The following is a 20,027-nucleotide window of genomic DNA, read 5'->3' as shown; positions in this document are numbered from 1 at the left end:
TCAGAACCTCCGGTACCCGGAGCCGTCGCCGCCTAACGCCGTGCGGCGTGCTCAGACCAGACCGCGGCGCGCCGCCCAGACGATGGCTTCGATCGCGGTGCTGAAGCCGAGCCGGTCGCAGATCAAGCGGGTCCGCCGGCGCACGGTCCGCTCGGACAGCTCGAGCCGGCGGGCGACACCGTCCACCGGCAGCCCGGTGGCGAGCAGCCGCAGCAGTTGGAGGTCGTCATGACTGATCTCGCGCGGCGGCACCCTGCGAGCGAGCGGTCGGAATTCCTGGGAGAGGACGGTCATACGGATCACCTGGTTCCGAAAAGCCGGGACTCGGCGGCGTCCCAGTCGGCCGGTTTGCCCTGCGGGGCGTAGCGCCGCAGAGAATGGGTGGACCGGACCAGGGCGCGCATCGCGCGCAGGTCCGGGAAGGGCTCGCCGAGGGCGCGAGCCTGGACGAGGACGTTGCCCAGCGCGGAGGCCTCGACCGGTCCGGCGAGCACGGGCACGCCGCACGCGTCGGCAGTGAGCTGGCAGAGCAGTTCGTTCTGCGATCCGCCGCCGATCACGTGCAGTACGTCGACGTCCCGGTCCGCGATCGTCTGCGCGGCGCGCAGGGTGCGGCGGTACGCGAGGGCGAGGCTCTCCAGGATGCAGCGGACCACCGCGCCGCGGGACCGCGGCACGTCCTGCCCGGTGGCCCGGCAGTGCTCCTCGATCCGCGCCGGCATGTTGCCTGGGGCAAGGAACTCGGTCGCGTCCGGATCGATCAGTACGGCGAACGGCGGCGCGTCGGCGGCGTCCCGCAGCAGGCCGGCGAGGTCGTCGTCACCCCAGACCCGCTGGCATTCCTGCAGGATCCACAGCCCCATCACGTTGCGCAGGAACCGGATCCGCCCGTCCACGCCGCCTTCGTTGGTGAAGTTTGCCTCCCGCGCCGCATCCGTCAGCACCGGCGCGTCGAGCTCGAGACCGACCAGCGACCACGTCCCGGACGAGATGTACGCGAACCGATCGTCCGCCGCAGGCACCGCGACCACAGCAGATGCCGTGTCATGCGATCCCACGGCAACCACCGGAATCCCCGGCGCCAGCCCAGTTTCGTCCGGCAACGCGGTCCCGATCACGTCACCGGGCTCCCACAGCCGCGGAAACACCCGCCGCGGCAAGCCGCCACCCGAACGCGCACCCCCGACCCGAGCAGGCACCCGCGAGATCAGCTCATCGCTCCAGTCCCGGCGCGACACGTCGTACAGCTGGGTAGTTGATGCGTTGGTCCGCTCGACCCCGATCTCTCCGGTCAGCCAGTACGCCAGCAGGTCCGGGATCATCAGCAAGGTGGCAGCGTCGGCCGGCAGTTCCTCGGCAGCGAGTTGGTAGATGGTGTTGAAGGGCAGCTGCTGCACCCCGGTCACGGCGTACAACTCAGCGGCGGAGATCGTCGAGAGGACGTGCTCCAGCACGCCGTCGGTGCGGGAGTCGCGGTAGTGGACGGGGTTGCCCAACAGGCGACCGGAGGCGTCGAGCAGGCCGTAGTCCACGGCCCAGGAATCGATGCCGACGCTGTCGATCCGGCCGGCGAGGTGGAGGCCGTCCAGTACGGAGCGGTACAGGTGAAGGAGGTCCCAGTGGAGGGCGCCGTGGACGCGCACCGGGCCGTTCCAGAAGCGGTTCAGCTCGCGCAACTCCAGCACCTCGGGACCGACCGAGCCGAGCATCACCCGGCCGCTCGACGCGCCCAGGTCCACCGCGGCGACCCGCTTCACGGCGCGACCACCGTGAGGTCGAGGTGCAGGAGATCGGCGACCGCGGCCAGGTCGGCGGCGCGGTGGCCCGTACCGAGCGCCCAGTGGTGCGCGACCCCGGACGCCGACCACGCGTCGGTCCATTCGCCGGGATCGCACCCGAAGTCGACCCGCGACGTCGTGTTCCCGATCTGCAGCAGCGGTCCCGGTACGACGGTGCCTTCGGAAGCGATCAGGTTGAACGACCCGTCCCGCCGCTGGCCCAGCCCGCACAACGTCACCGGACCCTGCTGTACGTCGAACTCCACCGACACGCCCCACCCGCGCTTACCGTGGTACACGCCGAGCCCGCGCAGCAAGGGCTTCCGGGCCGAGATCGCCAGGTGCGCAGGCCCGTCGTGGCCCATCTCGACCACGTTGTCGCGGAAGTTCAGCGCCTGCAGTTCGGTGAACGACCCGCCCGCGCCGAGCCGGTCCATCACGAGCATCGCCAGCGACGTCCGCAGCTCGTACTCACCGGCCGCCGGCACACCCCTTGCCGTCAGCAACGAAGCACCGAGGATCATCCCGGCCGCGATTCGCTCGTGCGTCTCGCCGTCCAGCCCGCGGTGGTAGTAGGCCAGCGAATCGAGGGCGAAGTCCTCGACCAGCCGGTCCAGCGCGACCGACACCGTCGCACCCCAGCGGAAGTCCTCGAGCTGCACCGAGTCGTCGAGCTCGAAGAGCTCACCCGCCAGCCCCATCCGGGCGGACGTCTCCACCTCCGTGACCTGCTCCACCCGCACCCGCAGGTCGTCGATCTCCAGAATCTCCACATGCCCGCCGAGTTGCGCGGACACCAGGGTCGGGTCGGTGACGACGTCCATCATGCCCGGGTACAGGTGGCCGAGCAGGCCGTGCCGTCCGTGCCGCAACGCCGCCCGGACACCGGCGGCGCGGATCCACCGGTCGATCCGCGCCCAGGCCCGCTCGTCCTCGAGGTATCCCGAGACCGAGCGGAAGTCGATCCCGCACCGCTCGAACGCGTTCGCCATCTCGGGCAGCGGGCACGCCCCGCAGTACGCCAGCCAGGCGCCGGTGTCGAACGAGGCATGATCCATCGCCTCGGTCGGCTGCAAGTTCAGCAGCAGCACCGGTGCGCCGCTGCGCTGCGCGACCGGCACCAGCATCGACGCCGTCATGTACGTCGCGAGGAAGCCGACGATCAGGTCGCAGTCGGCCACCCGCAGCTTCTCGGCGGCCGCCGCGCCCTCCTGCGCGTCGGAGATGAACCCGACGTCGACCACCTCGCAGTCGAGCGCCGCGAACCGCTCGGACACTCGCCGCGCGGACGCCTGCAGCTGTGGCAGCAGGTCCGGGAACTGCGGCCAGTACGCACCCAGCCCGCCGGCGACCAGACCGATCCGGGTCCGGCGTGGCGTGATCCGTTGCAGACCCCGGTGGGCGGCGGGCTCGGTCATCCGGCAACTCCTAACGCAGGAAGGCGGCAGCCACGCCGGCGTCGACGGGCACATGCAGACCGGTCGTGTGCGTCAGGTCGCCGCCGGTCAGCGCGAACACCGCGGCCGCGACGTTCTCCGGCAGCACCTCCCGCTTGAGCAGGGTCCGCTGCGCGTAGTACGCACCGAGCTCCTCCTCCGGTACGCCGTACACCGCGGCCCGCTTCGCGCCCCAGCCGCCCGCGAAGATCCCGGAGCCGCGGACGACGCCGTCGGGGTTCACGCCGTTGACCCGGACCCCGTACTCGCCGAGCTCGGCCGCGAGCAGCCGGACCTGGTGCGCCTGATCAGCCTTGGCCGCTCCGTACGCGACGTTGTTCGGCCCGGCGAACACGGAGTTCTTGCTGGAGATGTAGACGATGTCGCCGCCCATGCCCTGGTCGATCAGCACCTTCGCGGCGGCCCGCGACACCAGGAACGAGCCCTTGGCCATCACGTCGTGCTGCAGGTCCCAGTCCCGTTCGGTGGTGTCCAGCAGCGACTTCGAGATCGACAGGCCCGCGTTGTTGACGATCAGGTCGACGCCGCCGAAGGCCAGCACCGCCTGCCGCAACGCCGCCTCGACCGCGTCCGCCGACGACACGTCCGCACCGACCGCGACCGCCACGTCGGACGACCCGATCTCCTTCGCCACCGCCTCGGCGGCCGCGAGGTCCAGGTCCGCGACCACGACGCAGGCGCCTTCCGCGGCGAGCCGCTGGGCGATCGCCTTGCCGATCCCCGAACCGCCGCCGGTGACGAAGGCGACCCGGGTGGCCAGCGGCTTCGGCTTCGGCATCCGCTGCAGCTTCGCCTCTTCGAGCGCCCAGTACTCGATCCGGAACTTCTCCCGCTCGTCGATCGGCGCATACGTCGACACCGCCTCGGCGCCGCGCATCACGTTGATCGCGTTCACGTAGAACTCGCCGGCCACCCGCGCGGTCTGCTTGTCCTTGCCGAAGCTGAACATCCCGACCCCCGGCACCAGCACGATCGCCGGATCCGCACCACGCATCGCCGGGCTGTCCGCCTCGGCGTGCCGGTCGTAGTACGCCGCATAGTCCTCGCGGTACGCCGCGTGCAGCTCCTTCAGCCGCGCGACCGCGTCCTCGAGCGGCGCATTCGCCGGCAGGTCCAGCACCAGCGGGCGTACCTTCGTCCGCAGGAAGTGGTCCGGGCAGGACGTCCCGAGCGCGGCCAGCTCGGCCAGCTTCTCGCGGGCGGTGAACTCGAGCACGACGTCGGAGTCGTTGAAGTGGCCGACCTGCGGCTTGTCCGTCGACGCCAGCCCACGGATCACCGGCGCCAGCGCGGCTGCCTTCAGCTGCCGCTCCGCCGGGTCGAGCGGCTCGAATCCGGCGACCACGGCACCGAACGGCTCGGCGGTGCCACGGTCGGCGAGGAAGCGTTCCGCCGTACGGATGATGTCGAGGGAGTTGGCCTCGCACTCCTCGGACGTGTTGCCCCACGCGGTGATGCCGTGGCCGCCCAGGACGCAGCCGATGGCCTGCGGGTTGTCGCGCTTGACCGCGGCGATGTCCAGCCCGAGCTGGAATCCCGGGCGGCGCCACGGCACCCACACGACGCGATCGCCGAAGCACTCCGCGGTGAGCTTCTCGCCGTCGGCCGCGGTCGCCAGCGCGATCCCGGAGTCCGGGTGCAGGTGGTCGACATGAGGGGCATCGACCAGTCCGTGCATCGCGGTGTCGATCGACGGCGCCGCACCGCCCTTGCCGTGCAGACAGTAGTCGAACGCGGCGACCATCTCGTCCTCACGCTCGACGCCCGGATAGGTGTCGACCAGCGCGTTCAGCCGGTCGAGCCGCAGCACGGCGAGACCCGCTGCCGTCAACGTGCCGAGGTCGCCACCGGAACCCTTGACCCACACCAGGTCGACAGGGTCCTGGGTCACCGGATCGGTCGCCGTCCCCTTGGCGGACGTGTTTCCGCCCGCATAGTTGGTGTTGCGCGGATCGGCACCCAGTCGGTTGCTACGCGCAACGAGTTCGGCTGCAGTGTCGCTCACTCTCATGCTCCCCATCCCGCCTGCTGACCGCCGACGCGGTCCTTGGTGATCTGCTCGAAGTACCCGCTGCGCTTGTAGGCGGCCACGGGATCCGCATCCAGGCCCTGCGACTCGCGCAGGTCGGCGAGCAGCGGCCGGACGTCGGTGTTGTACGCGTCCATCAGCGCCGCGTTCGCACCGAGTACGTCGCCCGACTGCTGGGCGGCGCGCAGCACGTCGCGGTCGACCAGCAGCGCCTTCGCGGTGGCTTCCTGGACGTTCATCACCGAACGGATGATCGCCGGGATCTTCTCCTCGATGTTGTGGCACTGGTCGAGCATGAACGCGATCCCGCGGTCCGGGTCGAGCGCGTCGCCGCGGACGATCTCGTTCATGATCCGGAACAGCTGGAACGGGTCCGCGGCGCCGACCATCAGGTCGTCGTCGGCGTAGAACCGGCTGTTGAAGTCGAACGCGCCGAGCTTCTTCGTGCGGAGCAGGAACGCCACGATGAACTCGATGTTCGTCCCCGGCGCGTGGTGCCCGGTGTCGATACAGACCGTTGCCTTCGGCCCCAGTTCGAGACAGTGCGCGTACGACGTACCCCAGTCCGGCACGTCCGTGGTGTAGAAGGCCGGCTCGAACAGCTTGTACTCGAGCAGCATCCGCTGATCGTCGCCGAGCCGGTCGTACACCTCCTTCAAGGCGGCGGCGAGCCGGTCCTGGCGGTCCTGGATGTCGTCCTGGCCCGGGTAGTTGGTGCCGTCGGAGAACCACAGCTTCAGGTCGCGGGACCCGGTGGCGTCCATGATGTCGACGCACTCGAGCAGGTGGTCGGTGGCCTTCCGGCGGACCGCCGGGTCCGGGTTCGTGACGCTGCCGAGTTTGTAGTCGTCGTCCTGGAAGACGTTGCTGTTGATCGCTCCGAGCCGGACGCCCTGCTCCTTGGCGTACGCCGCCAGCGCCGCGTAGTCGTCGACCTTGTCCCAGGGGATGTGCAGCGCGACGCTCGGCGCGACACCGGTGTACTTGTGGACGACGGCCGCGTCGGCGATCTTCTCCTCCGGCGACCGCGGTACGCCGGGCTGGGTGAAGACCTTGAACCGGGTGCCCGAGTTGCCGAACGCCCACGACGGCAGTTCGATCTCCTGGCGGCTCAGGGCGGCCCTTACGGCATCGGTCGTCATGGTCAGTCCTCTTCTTTCAAGTGGAAGATCTCGGGGAGCAGCAGGAAGGACTCGTCGGGCGGCCGGCCGTCGATCCCGGTGAAGAATTCGGTCATCTCCGCCTGCCACCGGGCGTTGACCTCGGTGGCCGCCATCGCCTTCTGCGCCGCGTCCAGGTCGGCGGACTCGACGTATCCGATCAGCAGGCCGTCGTCGCGGAGGAACAGCGAGTAGTTGTGCCAGCCGGAGTCCCGGAGCGCGGCCTGCATGTCGGGCCAGACGTCGCGGTGCCGCTCGACGTACTCGTCGAGCCGGTCGGGCCGGACCTGCAGGCAGAAGCAGTAACGATTCACGGCGGCACCTGTACGTAGGGCGGTCGGGACTGCGCAGACGGCGATGAAAGGTTTCAAGAGCGCCCCACGACGCTATGCGCGGGTGCGGGTGGGCGTCAAGAGTCTGACCAGCTTTCGCGACCGATCCCGGACTGCCGCCACGGAGATCCGGGGAGAACCGGGTATCCTTCGGCAGCTAAGACGTTTCAAGTGCGCCGGGAGGTTTCGTGTCCGTGGACGATGCGGAAGCCCTGCCCGAGCGCACTCGCCGCCGGCGCGCCCCGAAGCCGCACGCGGCCGGCGTGAAGGCGGTGGCGGCGGCCGCCGGCGTCTCACTCGGCACCGTGTCGAACGTGCTGAACCGCCCCGAGGTGGTCAGCCCGCTCACCCGGGCCAAGGTCGAGGCGGCGATGGCCTCGCTCGGCTTCGTCCGCAACGAGTCGGCCCGTCAGTTGCGCGCCGGTTCGAGCCGGATCCTCGCCTACCTGATGCTCGACGCCGGCAACCCGTTCTTCACCGACGTCGCGAAGGGTGTCGAGGAGGCGGCGCAGGCGGCCGGGCTCTCGGTGTTCCTCTGCACCAGCAGCGAGGACGCGGACCGCGAGGCGGCGTACCTGGACCTGCTCGAGCAGCAACGCGTCCAGGGCATCCTGATCACGCCGATCGACCAGAACTCGTCCCGCCTGCGCAAGCTGCCGTCGCGCGGTACGCCGGTGGTCGTGGTCGACCGGACACTCGACGACGCGGAGCACTGCTCGGTCGCGGTGAACGACATCCTCGGCGGCGAGCTGGCGATCTCGCATCTGCTCGAGCTCGGCCACGAGCGGATCGCGTACGTCGGCGGGCCGAACACGATCGGTCAGGTCGTCGACCGCCGCGAGGGCGCCCGGCGCGCACTGCGAACCGCCGGCAAGCCGCTGTCGAACCTGATCGAGCTGACCACCGGCGCACTCACCGTCGCCGAAGGCAGGGGCGCGGGGCAACGACTCGCCGGCCTCCCGGCGGATCGCCGCCCGACCGCGGCGTTCTGCGCGAACGACCTGCTGGCGTTGGGATTGCTGCAGCAGTGCGTCAGTCTGGGACTGCGCGTGCCGGAGGACCTCGCGATCGTCGGGTACGACGACATCGAGTTCGCGGAGGCGGCCGCCGTACCGCTGACGTCGGTGCGCCAGCCTCGGCAACTGCTCGGCCGGACGGCAGCCGAGCTGCTGCTGGACGAGTCGTCGAACCCGGACCACGAGCACCAGCGGGTCACCTTCACGCCCGAGCTCGTCGTTCGGACCTCGACCCGAGGGACCCTCTGAGCTCAGCACCTCGCGGTATGGTGGCGAAGCGAGGGGATCTTTGTGCGGGGTGAGACATGCGCTTCGCTGGGGGCTTGGTACGGCGGTGGGGCGGCCGCGCTGTCGGCCTGGCGATCACCGGTGCCGGGCTCTACATCGTGGCACCGAGCCTGCTGTCCCTCTTCGGCACCTGGCCGCGCCTGGCGGATATCGAACCGTGGTGGTTCCCGGTCCTCGCAGTACTGGAGGCCTGCAGTTTCGCCGCCTTGTGGTGGCTCGCCAGGCTGGCCATGGCCCGCCCTGCCGGGGACCAGGAGTCACCACCGGTCCCCGTGGGTTGGGGCACGATCGCGACGGCGCAGCTGGCGGGGAACGCGGCCGCGAAGGTCGTCCCGGGCGGCCCTGCCACCGGCGGAGTCCTCCAAGCCAGACTCCTGATCCAAGCCGGTGAGCCGGCCGGCGTCGTCGCTTCCGCGCTGACCGCGATGGGCCTGATCACCACCGCCGTGCTGCTGCTGTTGCCGCTCCTCACGATCCCCGCCCTGCTGATCGGTCCACCGCCGGCCAGGCAGCTCGAGCTCGGCCTCCTGGTCTCGCTGATCATGGCGATCGTCATCGTCGGTCTCGGGCTCACCGCGCTCAAGTGGCACCGGTTCCTCGTGTGGATCGGTCGTGCGGCCGGTCGCGTCATCCACGTGGTCAAGCGCAGTGTGACCCCCGACAGCTGCTCCGCTCTGCTGGTCACGCAGCGGAACCGGGTTGCCGCCGCCTTCGACGGCCATTGGTGGGCCGCGGCCTTCGCGGCCGCCGCGAACCGCATGTTCGACTACGCCGCACTCGTGGCCGCGCTGGTGGCCCTCGATGCGCACGCCCGCCCGTCCGAGGTGCTGATGGCCTATGTCGTAGCCCAGGCCCTCGCCATGATCCCGATCACGCCGGGCGGTCTCGGCTTCGTCGACGCGGGTCTCACCGCGCTGCTGGTCCTGATCGGGGTCAGCGCGGACACCGCTCTCATCGGGACGCTGCTGTACCGGCTCGTCTCCTTCTGGCTGCCGATCCCGGTGGGGCTGCTGGCCTGGGCGGGCTGGAGAATCCATCGGCACGTCACCGATCCATCGAGAGCCCAGACGCCGCCTCCCGTCACGGAAGACGAGGAGGGTCAGGCGCCGTAGGCCGCCAGGAAGACGTCGACCGCGCGGTCGGCGAGACCTTCCAGCTCACCGGGCTTTGGCCGTTGCCGGGTGCCCGCGAACATCGCGCGGTTCATCGGCTTGTACATGACCAGCCCGGCGAACTGGTACGCCGCCAGCGTCGGGTCGTCGAGCTCGCGCAGCAGACCGCGCTCGCTCAGCCGGTGTAACGCCTGCCCCAGCGCCTCGAGCGACTTCTCGAAGCCGCTGGTGAACCACGCGCCGCACACCTCGGGGAAACGGTCTGCCTCCGCGATCACCAGCCGGCGGAGCTGGAGCACGCCGTCGGCCGTGAGGCTCTGGAGCAGCCGGTGCGCCAGCGCCCGCAGGGCCTCGCGGGCATCGGCGGCGCCTTCGAGCGTCTCGGCGTACGCCTGCTGGAGGCCGTCGATCAGCTGGTCGCTGGTGCCGAGGACGATCTCGGTGAACAGGCGCTCCTTGTTCTCGAACTGCTTGTACACGGTCTGTTTGGAGACGCCGGCCTTCGCCGCGACCTCGTCCATGCTCGCGCCGAGGTACCCGTGCTGCAGGAACACCTCGGTCGCCGCGGCCAGGATCGCGCGGCGCTTGCGGGGCGTCCGGCCTTCGATCTCCACCTGCTCCATCCCGAAATCATACTAGACAGTCCAGTTCTCTGCCGAGTACTGTACGGTCTAGTTTCCGCAGAGCGAGGAGAACCACCATGAGCACCGTGACATCGGCCGACGGCACCGCGATCGCGTTCGAGGCGTACGGCGAGGGCAGACCGCTGATCCTGGTCGACGGCGCGACGGCGCACCGGGCCGTGAACCCGATCAACGCCGAGGTCGGGCAACTGCTGAGCGACAGCTTCCGGACGTACGTGTACGACCGGCGCGGCCGCGGCGGGAGCGGCGACACCGCGCCGTACGCGATCCAGCGGGAGATCGAGGACATCGCCGCGCTGATCGAGGACGCCGGGCAGCCGGCCATCGTGTTCGGCTGGTCGTCGGGCAGCCTGCTGGCGCTGGACGCCGCGGCCGCCGGGCTGCCGATCGCCGGGCTGGCGCTGTTCGAGCCGCCGGTCGTCGTCGACGACGTCCGGCCGCCGCTGCCGTCCGACTACGTCGAGCAGCTCGACGCGTTCGTCGCCGAGGGGCGGCGGGACAAGGCCGCCGAGCTCTTCATGACCGCGGCCGCGATGATGCCCGCCGAGGCGATCCCGGGAATGAAGCAGTCGCCGTACTGGGCACCGGTCGAGGAGATCGCGCACACGATCTCGTACGACGGCCGCATCATGGGGACCACCATGTCGGGCAACCCGCTGCCGGCCGACCGGTGGGCCGGCGTGAAGGTGCCGGTCCTGGTGCTGCACGGCGACCAGACCTGGCCCGCGCTGTCCGCCGGCGCCCGGGCCGTGGCCGAGCGTCTGCCGACCGCCACGTTGCAGGCGATCCCGGGCGAGAACCACGCGACCGAGGCGTCGACACTGGCCCCGGTGCTGCGGGAATTCGCGGGCTTGACCTAGAGCGCGCTCCAGCCGGTTTGATCTGGAACATGCTGAATCTTGCACTGGGAGCAATGGAGTACGGAACGCGGATCGACGAGCAGACGTCGTTCCGGTTGCTGGACGAGTACGTGGACGCCGGCGGTGAGTGGATCGACACCGCGAACTGCTACGCGTTCTGGCAGGACCCGAGCGGTCATGGCGGGCAGAGCGAGGAGCTGCTCGGGAGATGGTTGGCGCAGCGACCCGGCGTCCGGGACCGGGTCAAGCTGGCGACCAAGGTGGGGTGTGAACCGCTCTGGCCGGGCAGCTGGCCGGAGCACTCGGAAGGCTTGGGCGCCCAGGCGATCGACGCGGCGCTCGAGACCTCGCTGCGTCGTCTCGGGGTCGACCACATCGACCTGTACTGGGCACACCGCGACGACCGGACCGCTCCGCTGGAGGAGACCGTCGCAGCCTTCGGCAAGCACGCCGCGGCCGGCACGATCGGCCGCCTCGGCCTGTCGAACTGGGCGCTCTGGCGGGTGGAGCGGATGCGCGATCTGGCGAACCAGCTGGGCGTGATGGCGCCGAGCGCGCTGCAACTGCGCTACTCGTACCTGCAGCCGCGGCCGTTCGTCCGCGATCACATCCACGACCACCGCTTCGGCTGGATCACCGACGAGGTCCTCGACTACGCGGAGAACAACCCGGAGCAGCAACTGTTCGCCTACAGCCCGCTGATGTCCGGCGGCTTCGAGAACCGCACCGACCGCCCGATCGACCCCGCCTTCGACCACCCCGGCACGACCCGCCGCCTGGAAGCCCTGACCGACCTGGCCGAGTCCCTCGGCACCACCCGCTCCGCAGTGGTCCTGGCCTGGCTCGCCGGCGGCACGCCCGCCGTCACCCCGATCGTCGGCATCAGCACCCCCGACTACCTGACCACCGCCCTGACCGGCACCCGCCTCACCCTCACCCCCGACCAGCGCCGCCAACTCGACGAGGTCTGGTAGTTCTCGCCCTCCCGCTGGACCGGGGGTCGGTGAGATGGTTTGAGGGTGGACAGGGATGGGTTCTGGGGTCTGGTCGAGGATGCGCGGGCCTCGGTGGATGACACCGTGGCTGATCCGGACGGGGTCGCGGACGCGTTGACCAAGGTGCTGGGTGCGGCGGACGCCGAGGAGATCGTCGGGTTCGGGACCGAGCTCGCACGGTTGCAGGTCGAGTCGTACCGGTGGGACCTGTGGGCCGCGGCCTACCTGGTCAACTCCGGCGCCTCGGAGGACGGATTCGACTCGTTCCGGGGCTGGCTGGTCGCCCAGGGCCGGGAGGTCTGGGACGCCGCGCTGGCCGACCCGGACTCGCTCGCGGACGTGGTGGACGAGGACCGGCCGGAGGACTTCGAGGGCTTCGACGGTGAAGGGATGCTGCACGTCGCCAGCCACGCCTACAAGAACGTGACCGGCGACGAGGCGGCGTACTGGAAGGCGGTCGACGCCGACGCGCCGGACACTCCGGACGTCCCGGCGGGCACCGAGATCGACTTCGACGACCAGGACGACCTGGAAGCTCACCTGCCCCGGCTGGCCGCGCTGTACCTCAACGTCTAGGTCGGTTCGCCACCGAGGCGTTCGATGGCGTTGCGGAGCCGGCGGCGCCAGCCGGGCTGCCCGGCCTCCGTGTCCGCCGCTGCCAGGCTGACCAGGTGCTGGGCCGTCTCGAAGCCCTCCGAGGTCTGCGGCTCCACCTCGGTCACCGCGGCCTGGGGTTCGTCGTAGAGCTCGCGGCTCGTCCAGCCGAAGCCCTCCGGGATCAGCAGTTCCGGTACGAGCGTCTCGTGGCTGAGCGATGTCAGCTCGTTGTCCCCGTTCCCGATGCTGAAGATCGTCGTACCGCGCCGGCGGACGTCGCTGATCCGTTCCAGCAGCGTCTCCCCCGGCGCGTCCTCGGCCACCACCAGGAGCGACTCACCACGCCCTGCGTCGCGCAGCCGGTCCAGTCCGATCGCCAGGTGCGGTGGTGCGTCCGGCGGGGGCGCCCAGCGGACCAGTGACGGCCGCATGTCCTCGATCCCCGCACGGTGCAGCTCGTCGTCCAGGTGCGCCGTCAGGTGCCACGGCTCCTCGTCGGCCGGGCCGAACAGCATCAGCCCGCTGCGCCTGGTCGTGAACCGTCGCAGCGCATAGCCGAACTGTGTGGTCCGGCTGCCCAGCTCGGTACCGGTCAGCATCTCCCGGAGGAGTGACGCCCTCGTGAGGTCCACGCGTCCAACCTACGCGACCTCAGGTCAGCCGGTCCGCCTTCGACTGCAGGTAGTTCCGCTCCGGCGTGCTCGTCGTACGGCGCGCCGCCAGCAGGTAGCTCTCGCGCGCAGCGGCCAGCTCACCGGCCATCTCGAGCAGGTGTGCGCGGACCGCTTCCAGCCGGTGGTTCATGCGGTCGTCGGACTCCAGCGGCTCGAGTACGGCGAGGCCCTCCTTCGGGCCGACCGCCATGCCGACAGCGACCGCGTGGTTGAGCTTCACCATCGGGTTGTCGACCAGCTGCTCCAGTACGTCGTACAGCGCGACGATCTGGCGCCAGTCCGTGTCCTCCGCACGCTCCGCCGTGTCATGCACCGCGGCGATCGCCGCCTGCACCTGGTACGGGCCGAGTTGGCTGCGGGACAAGGCATCGCTCACCATCGCCTCGCCCTCGACGATGGCGGCGCGGTTCCACCGCGAGCGGTCCTGCTCGGCCAGCGGGATCAGTGTCCCGTCGTCCCCGGTCCGGGCCGGCCGTCGCGCGTCGGTCAGCAACATCAGCGCGAGCAGCCCGGCGACCTCCCCGTCGTCCGGCAGCAGCTTCCGCACGCCACGAGCAAGCCGGATCGCCTCCGTGGTCAGCTCCGCGCTGTGCAGCGACGTACCGGACGAGGCGGTGTAGCCCTCGTTGAAGATCAGGTAGAGCACATGGAGTACGGCGACCATCCGCTCGTTCCGCTCGGCCTCCGGCGGCATCTCGAACGTGCTGCCGGCCTGCTTGATGCTCCGCTTCGCCCGGCTGATCCGCTGCGCCATGGTTGCCTCCGGCACGAGGAACGCGGCCGCGATCTGCGCCGTGGTGAGACCACCGACCGCACGCAACGTCAGCGCGATCTGCGACGCCGGCGACAACGCCGGATGGCAGCAGAGGAACAGCAGCGTCAACGTGTCGTCACGGCCGCCCGGATCGTCGATCTCCGGGCCGGAGGCGACGAACTCCTCCGGGGCCGAGAGCTGCGCCGCATTCTCCTCCCGTCGCCGCCGGGCGGACTCGCTCCGGAGCAGATCGGTGAGCCGCCGCGACCCGACCCTGATCAGCCAGCCCCGCGGGTTGTCCGGCACGCCCTCGGACGGCCACTGCTGCGTGGCCGCGAGCAGCGCCTCCTGGACCGCCTCCTCGGCCAGGTCGAAGTGGCCGTAGTGGCGGACCAGCGCACTGAGCACCTGCGGCGCCTGCTCCCGCAGCAGCAGTTCGAAGTCGCTCACATTTCCAGTCCTGACATGTCCATCACAGGCCGCACCTCCACAGCGACGTACTCGGCGTCGGGCATCCGTGCCGCGTAACCGATCGCCTGGTCGATGTCCTCGCACTCCACCAGGTAGAACCCGGCCAGGTGCTCCTTCGCCTCGGCATAGGGTCCGTCCGTGGTGGTCGTGGTCTCGTCACGCACCTGCACGGTCCGTGTGGTGATCGGATCCGCCAGTCCGGCCGAACTGACCAGCAGGCCCTGCTCCAGCAGCTCCCGCGTGAGCGACTCGTGCGCACGGCTCAGACCGTCGCGCTGCTCGGCCGACAGGCTCTCCCAGCTCTCGGCGTTGCTGTAGATCAGCAGCATGTACTTCACAGTCACCATCCTGTCCCCGGCGAGGGCCGCTGTGACCCCCAGTCAACAGGTACGTCGAAACAGAGCAGCCGTACTTCGACAGATCCGGAATGTCGAAGTCCACCGGGCCGGCACCGACGTCTCCGGCGAGTGACGCTCAGCCCGGGCGTCCCCGCCGTACTGGAGATGGCTGATGGTTTCGCATTCGAAGCGATGGTTCGCGCTGGCGTTGCTCTGTCTGACCGGGTTCATGATCATCCTGGACGCCTCGATCGTGCTCGTCGCCGTACCGTCGATCGAGCGGGAACTGACCTTCTCGACCGGCGGCGTGCAGTGGGTGCCCAGCGGGTACGCGCTGATGTTCGGCGGCCTGCTGCTGCTCGGCGGCCGGATCTCCGACCTGCTGGGCCGGCGGCGCGTGTTCATGACCGGACTGGTGCTCTTCGCCGGATCCTCGCTGCTGTGCGGGTTCGCGTGGAGCGGTGACGCACTGGTCCTCGCCCGTGGCCTGCAAGGCGCCGCGGCCGCCGTACTGGCACCAAGCGCGTTGTCGATCGTCATGACGACGTTCCCGTCCGGCCCGGATCGCAACAAGGCGCTGGGCATCTGGGGCGCGACCAGCGGCGTCGGCGGTACGGCGGGGTCGCTCGTCGGCGGACCTGTCACCGACGGACTGGGCTGGCAGTGGATCTTCTTCATCAACGTGCCGGTCTGCGTCCTGGTCGTCGCACTGGCGCCCGTACTGCTGCTGGACAGCCGCGGACCGGGCCGACGCGGCTTCGACGTGGCCGGGGCCGTCACAGTCACTGCCGCGCTCATCGTGCTGGTGTACGCCGTCATCGAGGCGCCGGAGGCATCGGTGTCCCGGACTGTTCTGCTGCTGCTCCTGGCCGCGGCGCTCTTCGTACTGTTCGTCGCCGTCGAGAAGCGCTCTGCCGCACCGCTCGTACCGCTCCGGATCTTCCGCTCCCGTGCACTGGTCGGCGGCAACCTCATCACGATCAGCTGGGGTCTGGCGGCATTCGGGCTCAACTTCGTCTACACGCAGTACGCACAGCTCGCACTGGGCGCGTCGGCGATCCGCTACGGCCTCATGTCCGCCGTACTCGCCGCATCCGCGGTCGTGGCGTCGATGATCGGTCAGCACCTCGTCACACGCGTCGGACCGCGCCGCGTCGCGTTCGTCTCCTTGGTGGTCGCGGGAGTGGGGACGACGTTGATGACCCGGCTCACCGTGACGTCCGGGTACTTCGAGCTGGCCTTCTGGGGTCTGACGATCTTCGGCGCCGGACTGGGCGCGGGGACCGTCGCCGGCTCGATCGCCTCGCTCAGCGACGCGGCCGGCGAGGACGCCGGGGTCGCCTCCGGTCTGCAGAACGCCAGCTTCCAGATCGGCGGCGCGGTCGGCGTCGCGGCTGTCTCCGCGGTGGCTACAGCGAGTACGTCGGGGACTACGCCGATCGCGTTGACCCACGGCTACCGGGTCGCGTTCGCGGGCGTGTGGGTGTTCCTCGCGATCGGCTTCGCCGGATGCGCGCTGATCAAACAAGTGTTGGAGGTTCACGGCGCGAAGAGTGGGCACCTGACGTCCGTGGTCGCCACTTCCGCCCGGCGGCCCCCTGAGAAGGAGGCTCCATGCTCATCCTCGGACTGATCCTGTTGATTCTCGGGTTCGTCCTCAACATCTCGATCCTGTGGACGATCGGCATCATCCTGCTGCTGATCGGCGCGGTGTTCTGGATCCTCGGAGCGACCGGCCGCGCGGTCGGCGGACGAAGGCACTGGTACTGATCCGGCACCCCAAGGCCGGATCGAGCAGAACCCCGCGGATCATCCGCGGGGTTCTGTCGGTCCGGATGGTTACCGTGAGGCGCATGAAGTACGTCGTGATGATCTTCCGGCACGTCGACCGGGTCTGGACCGCGGAGGACGACGCGGCGCTCGGCCGCCTGATGCGGCTCGAGCGGGAGCTCGCCGAGTCCGGTGAGCTGGTCAGCTCGGAGGGCCTGCGACCGCCGACGGAGGCGAGGATCGTGCAACTGCGCGACGGCGCGCAGGTCGTCACCGACGGCCCGTACGGCGAGGCCAAGGAACAGCTGGCCGGCTTCTTCATGATCGACGCCGCCGACGACGCGCACGCGCAGCGGATCGCCGGCCGGGTCTCGGCCGCCGCCGGTGACCGGGTCGAGCTGCGCGGCACCTTGATCTCAGCGGGGATGCCAGACGAACTGCGGTGACCGTTTCTGCGTGAAGGCTTCGATCCCTTCCGCGAGCTCACCACAGGCGATCGTCTCGCGATACCGCCGTACCGCTGCCGCGTCCCCGGTGTGACCGGCCAGCAGCGCGTTGACCGACTCCTTCGCCGAGCGGATCGTCAGCTGCGACCGCGACACCAGCGTGTCCGCGAACGCCTCGGCCGCCGCCATCGGGTCATCGGCCACCTGATCGACCAGCCCCTTCGCCTCGGCCCGTTCCGCGGTCAGCAGGTCACCGCTGAACAGCAGGTACTTCGTGGTCGCCGGACCGACCAGGTCGAGCAGGACCTTGATCGCGGCCGGCGGGTAGACGACCCCGATCCGGGCCGGCGTAACACCGAAGCTCGCGTCCCGCGCGGCGAACCGGAAGTCGCAGTTCACCGCGATCTCCAGCCCGCCGCCGATGCAGTGCCCCCGGACCACCGCGATCGTCGGCTTCGGGAACTCCCGCAGCGCCGCCTGGGCGCGCAGGTTGGACGCCCGCAGCTCCGCCATCGGATCGGCCGGGTCGGCGCCCGAGATCAGCTCGCGGATGTCGGCGCCGGCGGAGAAACTCGCGCCCTCGCCGGTCACCAGCAGCACCTTGACCTCGTCGTCGGCCGCCGGCCCGGCGAGCAGCCCCGGCAGCGCCGCCCACATCTCCCGGGTCAGCGCGTTCCGCTTCGCCGCCCGATCGATCACAAGCCGCGCGACCGCACCACCTTCGATCCGAAATCCCACGCCGGCAGTCAACCGCAGACTCCGCGGACCCGCCGCGCCCTGGATCACACCGCGTTTTGTGCACCAAGCGTTTGATCTCGAACGGGTCACATCCGGATAGCGGCCGGATCACGCTGCGGCCCAGCCTGTGGATGTTCGTAATGCGTTAAGAGTGGGGGCCGATTCGAACCGGCGCGGCGATGTGTGCTTGACTCCTCCGGTCGATAACGGTTTGGTCTCGGCAGATTGGGTTCAAGGTGGCTGCAGGACGACATAAACAGGCGCGGCACCGGCAGTCGCGCCCCAAGGTGATCCAGCCCGGTATTGCGAAGGTTGCGATCCCCGGCGCGGCAGTGGCGATGGTTGCCACCGGTTCGGCCGCCGCGCTCCCCAGCCATCACGTTCAGCTCGACCCGTCGATCGCCAGCTCGTCCCTGCAGCTGTCGCGCGACACCACGGTCAGCCGGGACGCCCTGCGTCCGCCGATCAGCATCACGTCGACGACTCCGACCGCGGCGCCCAAGCCGAAGGCGAGCCCGACGGCCAAGCACCTGAAGAAGCAGGCGCCGATCCCGAAGCCGACCGCGGCGAAGACCCGCGCCGCCCAGGAGCTGAACGCGGCGCCGCCGAAGATCACCGGCACGAAGTACACCACCACCGACGTGAACCTCTGGACGCTGCCGTTGACCGGCGTCCTGCTGGACGTGCTGCCGAAGGGCACCAAGGTCTCGGTCACCGGCAAGGTCGACGGTCTGTACGCCGAGGTCGTCAGCGACGGCAAGTCCCGCTGGGTCAAGGCGCAGTACCTGTCCGCCACGAAGCCGGTCGCGAGCACGTCCGGCTCGATCTCCCAGGCGGCCTGCGCGTCCGGCTCCGGCGTCGAGGACGGCCTCACCCAGGACGCGATCCGGGTGCACCGCGCGATCTGCGCCAAGTTCCCCGACATCACGTCGTACGGCGGCCTGCGGTCCGGCGACAGCGGCTCCGAGCACTCGACCGGCCACGCGCTCGACATCATGGTCAGCGGCGCCGAGGGCCAAGAGGTCGCGGACTGGCTGAAGGCGAACTACAAGAAGCTCGGCGTCAGCCAGCTGATCTGGCAGCAGCACATCTGGACGGTCCAGCGCAGCAGCGAAGGCTGGCGCGCGATGGAGGACCGCGGCGGCGTGACCGCGAACCACTACGACCACGTGCACGTGACCGTCTACGGGAACTCGGGCACGGTCTGATCTACCGCAGGACAGCGGCCCAGGGCGGGGACCTGGGCCGCTTTTCCATGGGCGGATGTTGGGCGTTTCTATGGACGGATGTTGGCGTTCAGGTGGAACAAGTTCGTCGGGTCGTAGGCTCGCTTGACCTCCCGCAGCCGCTGCAGGTCCTTCGCGCTGTACGCGGTGTCCGCACGCCCCGGGTCCCCGAGGAAGTTCACGAACGTCCGGCCCGAGGTGGGCAGGGAGACCTCGCGGTCGATGATCAGGGAGTACTGCGCCTCGCGGTGCCCGACCGGTCCGGCGCCCGGACCGGGGTGAGCCATCGCGCCGCCCCAGTGCCGGATCTCGACGGTCGCGTCCTCGAGGCCGGCGACCTCGTCGATCACCTCGTCGGTCAGCGTGTCCAGGAAGTCGAGGTGCCGAGCGGGCGTGCCGCCCATCGCGGCGTCGGCGTACTCGATCGTCCGCAGTTCACCGGCCAGCCGCGGTCCGGCGACCTCGAACAGCGGCTTCAGCAGGTGCTCCGCCAGGTCGGCGGCACCGGCGTACAGGACCTTGATCGCGACCGCGCGCTGCTCGGTGCCGGGGACGCGGGTCAGAACCACCGCAGTGCTCAGCTCGTTGGGGACGGCGGCGGTCCAGTCGCGGTACCGGCGCAGGATCGCGGCGGCGCGGTCGATGCCGTAGTACACGATGCCGGCGTGCACCTCGCGGACCGGGTACAGGCGGAACTCCAGCGAGGTCACGACGCCGAAGTTGCCGGTGCCGCCGCGGATCGCCCAGAACAGGTCCGGGTGGTGCTCGGCGCTGGCGGTGACCACCCGGCCGTCGGCGGTGACGACCTCGGCGCGGATCACGCTGTCGGCCGCGAACCCGTACTTGCGGGCCAGCCAGCCGACGCCGCCTCCCAGCGTGTACCCGGTGACGCCGACGTCACGGTGCGAGCCGGACAGCGGCGCGAGTCCGAACTGCCGCGCGGCATCCAGCACCGCACCCCAGCGCGCGCCCGGGGCCACCTTCGCGATCCGGCGCTCCGGGTCGATCAGTACGCCGGTCATCCGGGTCGTCTTCAGCAGGACTCCGCCGTCGGCCGGCAGCCGCGTGCCGTGTCCCGTCGCCTGCACGGCGATCGGTACCCCGTACTCGCGAGCGGTCCGTACCGCCGCCTGGACGTCGGTCCGCGCGTACGCCTCGGCAATCACCAGCGGGCGGGAGTCCACCGACGGGATCACCGACCGCCGCTGCTCGTCGTACTCCGGCTCGCCCGGCAGCCGGACGACACCGTTGAACCCCGCCCCCAACAGCCCCGCGACCACGTCGCCGGCAACCGCTGCAACCGCCTGCGTAGACATCTGGTCCCGCCCCTTCGCCGTATCCG

The 20,027-nt window shown here is 70.1% G+C and carries 21 protein-coding genes; 9 read left to right on the top strand and 12 right to left on the bottom strand.

Going from position 1 to position 20,027, the window contains the following annotated elements:
- Nucleotides 1-51: 51 nt before the first annotated feature.
- From AB0L64_RS02995 to AB0L64_RS02970, 6 genes are read right to left on the bottom strand one after another with little or no spacing between them, the layout of a single operon-like run.
- Nucleotides 52-294: a LuxR C-terminal-related transcriptional regulator gene (locus AB0L64_RS02995; RefSeq protein WP_355693208.1), complete on the bottom strand. Its 243-nt coding sequence runs from the start codon at nt 292-294 to the stop codon at nt 52-54.
- 5 nt (nt 295-299) lie between these two features.
- Nucleotides 300-1,757 (bottom strand): rhamnulokinase family protein, encoded by a 1,458-nt coding sequence (locus AB0L64_RS02990; RefSeq protein ID WP_363707107.1) that lies wholly within the window; start codon nt 1,755-1,757, stop codon nt 300-302.
- The gene (locus AB0L64_RS02985) at nt 1,754-3,196 is read right to left on the bottom strand and encodes an L-fucose/L-arabinose isomerase family protein (RefSeq protein ID WP_363707105.1); all 1,443 of its coding nucleotides are present in this window, start codon (nt 3,194-3,196) and stop codon (nt 1,754-1,756) included. Before AB0L64_RS02985 ends, AB0L64_RS02990 begins: the two co-directional genes overlap by 4 nt.
- A gap of 10 nt (nt 3,197-3,206) precedes the next feature.
- A complete protein-coding gene (locus AB0L64_RS02980; protein ID WP_363707103.1) occupies nt 3,207-5,246 on the bottom strand; it encodes a bifunctional aldolase/short-chain dehydrogenase in 2,040 nt (679 codons plus the stop codon).
- Nucleotides 5,243-6,406 (bottom strand): L-rhamnose isomerase, encoded by a 1,164-nt coding sequence (gene rhaI, locus AB0L64_RS02975; RefSeq protein WP_363707101.1) that lies wholly within the window; start codon nt 6,404-6,406, stop codon nt 5,243-5,245. Before rhaI ends, AB0L64_RS02980 begins: the two co-directional genes overlap by 4 nt.
- A gap of 2 nt (nt 6,407-6,408) precedes the next feature.
- Nucleotides 6,409-6,738, bottom strand: coding sequence for an L-rhamnose mutarotase (locus AB0L64_RS02970; protein WP_363707099.1), 330 nt, complete (start codon nt 6,736-6,738; stop codon nt 6,409-6,411).
- A gap of 206 nt (nt 6,739-6,944) precedes the next feature.
- Here AB0L64_RS02970 and AB0L64_RS02965 point away from each other — a divergent pair, with 206 nt between their 5' ends.
- Both AB0L64_RS02965 and AB0L64_RS02960 read left to right on the top strand, forming a co-directional pair.
- Entirely contained in the window at nt 6,945-8,021 is a 1,077-nt protein-coding gene (locus AB0L64_RS02965) for a LacI family DNA-binding transcriptional regulator (protein ID WP_359934467.1), read from the top strand.
- 56 nt (nt 8,022-8,077) lie between these two features.
- Nucleotides 8,078-9,172: a YbhN family protein gene (locus tag AB0L64_RS02960; RefSeq protein WP_363707096.1), complete on the top strand. Its 1,095-nt coding sequence runs from the start codon at nt 8,078-8,080 to the stop codon at nt 9,170-9,172.
- Here the strand turns inward: AB0L64_RS02960 and AB0L64_RS02955 are convergent.
- Nucleotides 9,160-9,795, bottom strand: a complete 636-nt coding sequence (locus AB0L64_RS02955; RefSeq protein WP_363707094.1) for a TetR/AcrR family transcriptional regulator — start codon at nt 9,793-9,795, stop codon at nt 9,160-9,162. The two genes, AB0L64_RS02960 and AB0L64_RS02955, sit on opposite strands and share 13 nt — an antisense overlap.
- A 77-nt stretch (nt 9,796-9,872) precedes the next feature.
- On the opposite strand from AB0L64_RS02955, the gene AB0L64_RS02950 reads away from it, so the two are divergent.
- From AB0L64_RS02950 to AB0L64_RS02940, 3 genes are read left to right on the top strand one after another with little or no spacing between them, the layout of a single operon-like run.
- Nucleotides 9,873-10,676 (top strand): alpha/beta hydrolase, encoded by an 804-nt coding sequence (locus AB0L64_RS02950; protein ID WP_363707092.1) that lies wholly within the window; start codon nt 9,873-9,875, stop codon nt 10,674-10,676.
- A 29-nt stretch (nt 10,677-10,705) separates the two neighbouring features.
- Entirely contained in the window at nt 10,706-11,650 is a 945-nt protein-coding gene (locus AB0L64_RS02945) for an aldo/keto reductase (RefSeq protein WP_363707090.1), read from the top strand.
- Between the two features lie 45 nt (nt 11,651-11,695).
- Nucleotides 11,696-12,247, top strand: coding sequence for a DUF4240 domain-containing protein (locus AB0L64_RS02940; protein ID WP_363707088.1), 552 nt, complete (start codon nt 11,696-11,698; stop codon nt 12,245-12,247).
- Here the strand turns inward: AB0L64_RS02940 and AB0L64_RS02935 are convergent.
- The 3 genes from AB0L64_RS02935 to AB0L64_RS02925 are packed head-to-tail and all read right to left on the bottom strand — an operon-like array spanning nt 12,244 to nt 14,496.
- The gene (locus AB0L64_RS02935) at nt 12,244-12,900 is read right to left on the bottom strand and encodes a hypothetical protein (RefSeq protein WP_363707086.1); all 657 of its coding nucleotides are present in this window, start codon (nt 12,898-12,900) and stop codon (nt 12,244-12,246) included. The genes AB0L64_RS02940 and AB0L64_RS02935 overlap by 4 nt on opposite strands.
- Before the next feature lie 19 nt (nt 12,901-12,919).
- A complete protein-coding gene (locus AB0L64_RS02930; RefSeq protein ID WP_363707084.1) occupies nt 12,920-14,146 on the bottom strand; it encodes a DUF6596 domain-containing protein in 1,227 nt (408 codons plus the stop codon).
- Nucleotides 14,143-14,496: a YciI family protein gene (locus AB0L64_RS02925; RefSeq protein ID WP_363708080.1), complete on the bottom strand. Its 354-nt coding sequence runs from the start codon at nt 14,494-14,496 to the stop codon at nt 14,143-14,145. Before AB0L64_RS02925 ends, AB0L64_RS02930 begins: the two co-directional genes overlap by 4 nt.
- Nucleotides 14,497-14,677: 181 nt before the next feature.
- Between AB0L64_RS02925 and AB0L64_RS02920 the strand changes: the two genes are divergently transcribed.
- From AB0L64_RS02920 to AB0L64_RS02910, 3 genes are all read left to right on the top strand, one after another.
- Complete coding sequence (locus AB0L64_RS02920; RefSeq protein WP_363707082.1) at nt 14,678-16,138, top strand: MFS transporter; 1,461 nt, start codon at nt 14,678-14,680, stop codon at nt 16,136-16,138.
- Complete coding sequence (locus AB0L64_RS02915; RefSeq protein ID WP_363707080.1) at nt 16,120-16,275, top strand: DUF6131 family protein; 156 nt, start codon at nt 16,120-16,122, stop codon at nt 16,273-16,275. The genes AB0L64_RS02920 and AB0L64_RS02915 overlap by 19 nt, the downstream gene beginning before the upstream one ends.
- A gap of 83 nt (nt 16,276-16,358) precedes the next feature.
- A complete protein-coding gene (locus AB0L64_RS02910) occupies nt 16,359-16,721 on the top strand; it encodes a YciI family protein (RefSeq protein ID WP_363707078.1) in 363 nt (120 codons plus the stop codon).
- On the opposite strand, the gene AB0L64_RS02905 is transcribed toward AB0L64_RS02910, so the two are convergent.
- Nucleotides 16,692-17,459, bottom strand: a complete 768-nt coding sequence (locus tag AB0L64_RS02905) for an enoyl-CoA hydratase/isomerase family protein (protein WP_363707076.1) — start codon at nt 17,457-17,459, stop codon at nt 16,692-16,694. The two genes, AB0L64_RS02910 and AB0L64_RS02905, sit on opposite strands and share 30 nt — an antisense overlap.
- Nucleotides 17,460-17,797: 338 nt before the next feature.
- Here AB0L64_RS02905 and AB0L64_RS02900 point away from each other — a divergent pair, with 338 nt between their 5' ends.
- Nucleotides 17,798-18,667: an SH3 domain-containing protein gene (locus AB0L64_RS02900; protein ID WP_363707074.1), complete on the top strand. Its 870-nt coding sequence runs from the start codon at nt 17,798-17,800 to the stop codon at nt 18,665-18,667.
- Nucleotides 18,668-18,735: 68 nt separating this feature from the next.
- On the opposite strand, the gene AB0L64_RS02895 is transcribed toward AB0L64_RS02900, so the two are convergent.
- Nucleotides 18,736-20,001 (bottom strand): FAD-binding protein, encoded by a 1,266-nt coding sequence (locus tag AB0L64_RS02895; protein ID WP_363707072.1) that lies wholly within the window; start codon nt 19,999-20,001, stop codon nt 18,736-18,738.
- Between the last annotated feature and the right edge of the window lie 26 nt (nt 20,002-20,027).

This window comes from Kribbella sp. NPDC051936 (assembly GCF_040680955.1).
In the GTDB taxonomy this organism is placed as follows: domain Bacteria; phylum Actinomycetota; class Actinomycetes; order Propionibacteriales; family Kribbellaceae; genus Kribbella.
This window is presented reverse-complemented; position numbering and strand designations above follow the sequence as displayed.